This is a genomic window from Bordetella petrii, assembly GCF_020991325.1.
GTDB lineage: Bacteria > Pseudomonadota > Gammaproteobacteria > Burkholderiales > Burkholderiaceae_B > Bordetella_A > Bordetella_A petrii_E.
Genome location: NZ_JAJMLX010000249.1, coordinates 1 through 6772, shown reverse-complemented (window position 1 = coordinate 6772; position 6772 = coordinate 1). Strand labels below are relative to the sequence as shown.

Sequence of the window (6772 nt, the reverse complement as noted above, 5' to 3'; positions counted from 1 at the left end):
GGTGGAAGGCCACGCCGACCTGACCGCGCTGCACGCGGCGGACCAGGCGCGCGAACGTTACGCCGCGCACTGTAACGACTCGGCGCGCGCCCGCGAAGCCCAGGTGCGCGTCGCCGCGGGGGGGCTGTGGTGGCTGCAGGCCCTGGCCGGCGCCAGTCTCGTGGGCATGCTGTGGTTCGGCATCGATGCGCTGGCGCGCCAGGCCCTTGGCGGACCGATGCTGGCCGGCCTGGTGCTGGCAGTCATTGGTGTGTTCGAGGTGGCCGGGCCCTTGATGCGCGGGGCCTCGCGGCTGGGTAGCGCAGCGGCGGCCGCGGGCCGCATCCAGGCCATTGCCCAGGCCATGCCCGACCAGGATGACCCCGCGCGGCCTCAACCGTTGCCCGAACAAGGGGCCGTCGATTTCCAGGACGTGTGCTTCGCATATCCCGCGGCAGGCGTCAGCCCCGCGCCGCGGGTACTGGACAAACTGAATCTGCGGGTCCAGCCCGGCGAGCGCGTGGCCATCACCGGTCCCAGCGGGGCTGGCAAATCCACCTTGCTGCAGCTGTTGCTGCGCCTGGAAGATCCCGATGCCGGCCGCGTGTGCTTTGGCGGCGTGGATGTGCGGCAGGCGGCCCTGGCCCAGTGGCATCGCCGTGTGGCCTTGCTGCCGCAGGACGCACCGGTATTCCTGGGCACCTTGCGTACCAATCTGTTGATCGGCGACCCTGGCGCCACGGATAGCGACTTATGGACGGCACTGGATGCCGCCCGGCTGGGCGATTTCGTGCGCGGGCTGCCAGACGGCCTGGACACCTGGGCCGGCGAAACCGGAGCCAGCCTGTCGGCCGGCCAGGCCCGCCGCCTGTGCCTGGCGCGCACGCTGCTGGCGCCGGCCGCGGTGCTGGCCCTGGATGAACCCACTGTCGGCCTGGACGAGCCGGCTCAAATCGAGTTCTTCCGCGACCTGGCACAAGCCACGCGCGGCCGTACCGTCATATTGGTGACACACGCCGCCTTGCCCCCGGGTACGGTGCATCGCGCGCTGGACTTGCGTGGCGGCCATCTCGTGGCCGATTGATCTGGCTTAACCGGGGTGGCACGGTTATAGTTCGCCTTGCTTCATTTTTTCCGGGGCGTGCCCATGCAGACCGACACCGCCGAACTGATCCGGCGCACCATCCGCAGCGTCCCCGACTGGCCCCAGCCCGGCGTGGTTTTCCGCGACATCACGCCCTTGCTGCAAGACCCGCGCACGTTCCGTGTTCTTATCGACCTGTTCGTCTACCGCTACATGCGCCAGCGGCTGGACCTCGTGGCGGGCGTGGATGCGCGCGGCTTCATCATCGGCAGCGTGCTGGCGTACGAACTGAACCTGGGTTTCGTGCCGGTACGCAAGCACGGCAAGCTGCCTTACCGCACAGTGGCCGAAGCGTATTCCCTGGAATACGGCAATTCATCGGTTGAAATGCATACCGACGCCGTGCGCACCGGCCAGCGCGTGTTGCTGGTAGACGACCTGATCGCCACCGGCGGCACCATGCTGGCCGCCATCAAGCTGCTGCAGCGCCTGGGGGCCAACGTGGTCGAGGCCGCCGCCATTATCGACCTGCCGGAACTGGGCGGGTCGGGCAAGGTGGCTGCCACGGGCACGCCCTTGTTCACGGCGTGCAGCTTCGACAACGCCAGCCCGTAGCGCGGCTCAGGCCGCCTTGGGCACGGCCCAACTGCTGGGTTCGTTCAGGCGCGGCTGGATGAAATCCAGGAACGCGCGCGTCTTGGCGGGAATGGTGCGCGAGGGCAGCAGGGCGAACAGCGGGATGGGTGTCAGGCTCCATTCGGGCAGCACTGGCAGCAGCCCGTCGTTGCGTATTGGCTGGCCGATGGTGTCGAACACCAATAGGGGCGCAATACCCAGGCCTTCCCGCGCCAGGCGCGACAGCATGCCGACATTGTTGGCGGCCAACCGCCCCGACACCGCCACGCGTTCCACCTTTTCGCCAGAGTGCAGCACCCAGTACGAAAAGGCTTCGCTCATGGCAGGGCGCAGGCATTCATGGTGGCCCAGGTCGGACGGCGAGCGAGGCACGCCATGCAGTGACAAATACTGCGGCGAGGCATACAGACGGTGTTCCATCAGTACGATCTGGCGGGCCACTAGGCTGGAGTCCGGCTGGCGCCCGAAACGCAGCACCAGGTCGTACGGGTTGCTGATGGGATCGATGTGCTGCATGTTCAGGTCGAAATCGCACTCGATGTCCGGGTGCTGCGCGCGGAACTCGCGTATGACCGCCGGCAGGAACAATTGCGCCAGGCTGGAAGGCATGGACACGCGCAGGCGTCCCTTGGGCTGCGATGCCATGTCCAGCAACTGGTCGTGCGCGACGCGCGCTTCTTCCACGATGGGCCGGCATCGTTCGTAATACACCAGGCCGGCTTCGGTCAGTTCGATTCGCCGGGTACTGCGGTTCAGCAGCTTCATGCCTATGCTTTGCTCAAGCTCGCTGACGCGCCGCGACAGGGTAGACGCGGGCATGTTCAGTGCTTCCGCGGCATGGCTGAAGTTCTTGCGCTTGGCGACTTCGACAAAAAGCGCGATGTCGTTTAGCTGTATATCCATGATGCTTGTGGCAGGTGATTCTTGCGTTTGATACAGAACATAGCGCATCACGGCGCAGAATTTGTCTGTCAAAAATGGAAAAGTCTGTTCCGCCGGCGTCTGTTGACGTGTTGCTTGCGCCTGCGCAAGTAATAGCGCACGACTGATTTGGCGCTGATAATGGAAAGATGTTCCCCGGGATTGGGGGGTTTTACGGATACCTGGAGGCGGGATACTGCCTGCGCTACGATGGTGATGCATGACGGCCGAAAATCGGCGGCATGCAAATTTTGGCAAAACTTTATCGTATCGATTCTGATGATTGCCCGTCCCACTCGCCCCAAAAATAAGACCCGCGCCGATGTCCGCGCCGAGCTTGCCGCCGCCAGGGCCGCGGGTGCCGTGTCGTCCGGCGATCTCGATTACCCACCCGTCCAGCCCGCCGCGTCCGCGCCAAAAACCCGCGCGCAGGTGCGTGCCGAACTTCAGCAGGCCCGCAACGCCGGGCAGCTTGGCACCGGCGACCTGGACTACCCGCCCGAGCAGCACCCCTCCACGCGCAAATCCCGCGAACAGGTGCGTGCCGAGTTGCGGGCCGCCCAAGAGGCCGGCGAGATCAGCTTTGGCGACCTGGACTATCCGCCAAAGCCGTGATGCAAGCGCGGCATCAATAAATTGTTGTCTGAATGCAACGTGTCGCCAGGCCGCCATCAAGGTTTTATTGCGTAGTACTACCTGGTGCCGGGCCGGCGGAAAAGGCTGCCATAGCCCGTGTGGCATAGCGGCGCGGGTGCCTTTCCCGGTTGTTTACCCCGATTCCTGGAAAACAACTCGCCAAATTCGTGGTTAATCCCTATTGCGGTTGGAAAGATACTTTTGCCTGTACATGCGCCGCTGCACCGCTGGCATAGGCGGGTTGCGCATGGCCTTTCCTGTCACTTCGCTTTAGGACATCATCATGAAAAAAACGCTACTGGCCGTTGCGCTGGCCGCCGGCTTCGCAGGCGCGGCACAGGCGGAAACCTCGGTTACGCTGTACGGCCTGATCGACGCGGGTATTGGCTATAACCAAGTCAAGGGCGCTAACGGAGACAAAGCCAGCCGTATCGGCGCTGTAGACGGCGTGAACAGCGGCTCGCGTTTCGGCCTGCGCGGCACTGAAGACCTGGGCGATGGCCTGAAGGCTGTCTTCACCCTGGAAGGCGGTTTCTCGCCCAACGACGGTACCTCGTCGCAAGGCGGCCGCCTGTTCGGCCGCCAAGCCACCATTGGCCTGCAAAGCGACAGCTGGGGCCAACTGGACTTCGGCCGTCAAACCAACCTGGCCTCCAAGTACTTCTCCGGCATTGACCCCTCGGGCATCAGCTACGACCAAGCCACCATGGGCACGTCGTTCGGATCGGCCAACACCGTTCGCCTGGACAACATGGTGCTGTACCAAACCCCGTCTTTCTCGGGCTTCAAGTTCGGCGTCGGCTACTCCTTCAATGCCGATGACGAAGCCTCCACCGGTGGTGGTTTCCGCACCAACAACAACAACCGTGTCCTGACGGTTGGCGGCCGCTATCAAAATGGCCCGCTGGATGTGGCCCTGTCGTACGACAACTTCCGCGCGGACAGCAGCCGTATCAAAGGTCCCAACGACACCGACAACGTCCAGTCGTACATCATCGGCGCCGCCTATGACTTCGAAGTGGTCAAGGTCTCGGCCGCTTTCGGTCAAACGTTTGACGGCTGGTTCGTCGGCACGAACATCGAGGGCCTGGAAGACGTCGATGGCACGGGCCTGGGCAGCTGGCAATTGGCTGACGGCTCGCGCGTCAACTCGTACCTGTTGGGCGTCAGTGCCCCGATCGGCGGCGCCAGCAACGTCTGGGCTTCCTGGCAGCGTGCTGATGTCAACAACAGCCGTCTGGCAGGCGACGACGCCACGAGCAACACGTTCAGCCTGGGTTACACCTACGACCTGAGCAAGCGTACCAACCTGTACGCGATGGGTTCGTACGGCGACAACTGGGCATTCCAAGAAGACCAGCGCAGCACCGCTGTGGCAGTCGGCTTGCGTCACCGGTTCTAAGCGCATCGCACGTCCCGGCGCGGGTTGCCGAATGTACGGGCTTTCTCCGCTGTCCGTCGAGTGACAACTGACCCCGCGAAGGTTTGCGCCGGGCGTGCCGTGCTTGGAAAGGAAGGGCCTCCTCTGGAGGCCCTTCCACTTTTTGCGTGCCCGCTTTACAGGAACAGCTTGTAGGCCGGGTTGTCGGTTTCGTTCCAGTGCGGATAGCCCAGTTCGGCCACGAAAGTCTTGAATTGCTTTTTGTCCGACGGCGGTACCTGGATGCCGATCAGGATGCGGCCGTAGTCGGCGCCCTGGTTGCGGTAGTGGAACAGGCTGATGTTCCAGTCGGGGTTCATGGCGTTCAGGAAGCGCATCAGCGCGCCCGGGCGTTCGGGGAACTCGAAGCGGTACAGCAATTCGTGGCTGGCCAGCGCCGATCGGCCGCCCACCATGTGGCGCAAGTGGGTCTTGGCCATTTCATCGTGGGTGAGGTCCAGCGTGTCGAAACCGTGGCGGCGGAAATTGGCGGCGATCTTGTCGGATTCGGCCGGCGAATGGATCTGCACGCCCACGAATACATGGGCGCGCTGGGCGTCCGAGATGCGGTAGTTGAACTCGGTGACGCTGCGGTGCCCCACCAGTTCGCAAAAGCGGCGGAAGCTGCCGCGCTGCTCGGGCATGGTGACGGCGAACACGGCTTCGCGCATTTCACCCACTTCGGCGCGCTCGGCCACGAAGCGCAGGCGGTCGAAGTTCATGTTGGCGCCACAGGCAATGGCAACCAGGGTCTTGCCCTTGAGCTTGTGCGTGGCGGCGTACTGCTTGGCGGCCGCCACCGCCATGGCCCCGGCCGGTTCCAGCACACTGCGGGTGTCCTGGAAGACATCTTTGATGGCCGCGCAAATGGCGTCGGTGTCGACCACCACGAAATCGTCGACATACTGGCGGGTCAGGCGGAAGGTTTCGGCGCCCACCATCTTCACGGCGGTGCCATCCGAGAACAGGCCCACGTCGTTCAATTGCACGCGGCGCCCGGCGCGTACGCTGCGCAGCATGGCGTCGGAATCTTCGGTTTGCACGCCGATGATCTTGATTTCGGGCCGCAGTTGCTTGATGTACGCGGCCACGCCGGCGATCAGCCCGCCCCCGCCGATGGCCACGAAGATGGCATCGATGGGGTCGGGGTGCTGGCGCAGGATTTCCATGCCCACCGTGCCCTGGCCGGCAATGACGTCAGGGTCGTCGAAAGGGTGCACGAAGGTAAGCTTTTCTTTCTTTTCCAGGGCCAGGGCGTGTTCGTAGGCGTCTGAAAAACTTTCGCCGGCCAGCACCACTTCGCCGCCCAGGCGCTGCACCGCGTCGATCTTCACCTGCGGGCTGGTGGTGGGCATGACGATGACGGCCCGGCAGCCCAGCCGGGTAGCCGCCAGGGCCACGCCCTGGGCATGGTTGCCGGCCGAGGCGGCTATTACTCCGCGATTGCGGGCCGCCGGAGCCAGGTTGGCCATTTTGTTGTACGCCCCGCGCAGCTTGAAGCTGAACACGGCCTGGGTATCTTCACGCTTGAGCATCACCGTGTTCGAAATTCGCTGCGACAGCAAGGGAGCGGATTCGAGCGGGGATTCGACGGCGACGTCGTAGACCTTCGAGGTCAGGATGCGTTTCAGATAATCGGCGGACATGGCGGCGCAATAGCCAGGAAAGAGAAAAAACAGCGTTGGGCAGGTTACCACAGGGGCCGCGTGAACCGGCCGCGCGGGCTACACTGCCGTCCACCATGGAACAAAGCCTGCTGAACGCCGTCCATTGGCTGCTGTCGCTGGTGGCCCTGCCCGAAGTCGGGCTGCCGGCCATCTTCGTGATCAGCCTGGTATCGGCCACCTTGCTGCCGCTCGGGTCCGAGCCGGCCGTGTTCGGCTTCGTGAAACTGGCGCCCGACATGTTCTGGCCGGCCGTGCTGGTGGCCACGGTGGGCAACACCGTGGGCGGCACCATCAGCTATGCCATGGGCCTGGGCGCCCACCGGGCCCTGGAAAGCTGGCGCGAAAAGCATCCCCACCCGCCCGGCGACGGCCATGCTCCGCATGGCCGTCCGGGCGGGGCGGCCGACCGCATGCGCGGGCGCTGGCACG

The 6772-nt window shown here is 64.4% G+C and carries 7 protein-coding genes; 5 read left to right on the top strand and 2 right to left on the bottom strand.

What is annotated here, in order from left to right:
• On the top strand, positions 1–1063 hold a 1063-nt coding region (locus tag LPZ50_RS19775; RefSeq protein ID WP_230664096.1), incomplete at its 5' end, for an amino acid ABC transporter ATP-binding/permease protein.
• 63 nt (positions 1064–1126) lie between these two features.
• Positions 1127–1678 (top strand): adenine phosphoribosyltransferase, encoded by a 552-nt coding sequence (locus tag LPZ50_RS19770; protein ID WP_230664093.1) that lies wholly within the window; start codon positions 1127–1129, stop codon positions 1676–1678.
• A gap of 6 nt (positions 1679–1684) precedes the next feature.
• Here LPZ50_RS19770 and LPZ50_RS19765 read toward each other — a convergent pair whose 3' ends face one another.
• Entirely contained in the window at positions 1685–2602 is a 918-nt protein-coding gene (locus LPZ50_RS19765) for a LysR family transcriptional regulator (protein WP_230664091.1), read from the bottom strand.
• 228 nt (positions 2603–2830) lie between these two features.
• Here LPZ50_RS19765 and LPZ50_RS19760 point away from each other — a divergent pair, with 228 nt between their 5' ends.
• Positions 2831–3235 (top strand): DUF4148 domain-containing protein, encoded by a 405-nt coding sequence (locus LPZ50_RS19760; protein WP_230664087.1) that lies wholly within the window; start codon positions 2831–2833, stop codon positions 3233–3235.
• Positions 3236–3539: 304 nt separating this feature from the next.
• The gene (locus LPZ50_RS19755) at positions 3540–4658 is read left to right on the top strand and encodes a porin (RefSeq protein WP_230664084.1); all 1119 of its coding nucleotides are present in this window, start codon (positions 3540–3542) and stop codon (positions 4656–4658) included.
• A gap of 155 nt (positions 4659–4813) precedes the next feature.
• Here LPZ50_RS19755 and ilvA read toward each other — a convergent pair whose 3' ends face one another.
• Positions 4814–6322, bottom strand: coding sequence for a threonine ammonia-lyase, biosynthetic (gene ilvA, locus LPZ50_RS19750; RefSeq protein ID WP_230664081.1), 1509 nt, complete (start codon positions 6320–6322; stop codon positions 4814–4816).
• Positions 6323–6417: 95 nt separating this feature from the next.
• On the opposite strand from ilvA, the gene LPZ50_RS19745 reads away from it, so the two are divergent.
• Positions 6418–6772, top strand: a 355-nt coding sequence (locus LPZ50_RS19745; protein ID WP_419195616.1) for a YqaA family protein, incomplete at its 3' end; no start/stop codon positions are given.

Bases quoted from the DNA above. Each gene is read 5' to 3' on its own strand.
- LPZ50_RS19765 (WP_230664091.1), bottom strand. From the start codon at position 2,602: ATGGATATACAGCTAAACGACATCGCGCTTTTTGTCGAAGTCGCCAAG.
- LPZ50_RS19760 (WP_230664087.1), top strand. From the start codon at position 2,831: ATGGTGATGCATGACGGCCGAAAATCGGCGGCATGCAAATTTTGGCAA.
- LPZ50_RS19770 (WP_230664093.1), top strand. From the start codon at position 1,127: ATGCAGACCGACACCGCCGAACTGATCCGGCGCACCATCCGCAGCGTC.
- ilvA (WP_230664081.1), bottom strand. From the start codon at position 6,322: ATGTCCGCCGATTATCTGAAACGCATCCTGACCTCGAAGGTCTACGAC.
- LPZ50_RS19755 (WP_230664084.1), top strand. From the start codon at position 3,540: ATGAAAAAAACGCTACTGGCCGTTGCGCTGGCCGCCGGCTTCGCAGGC.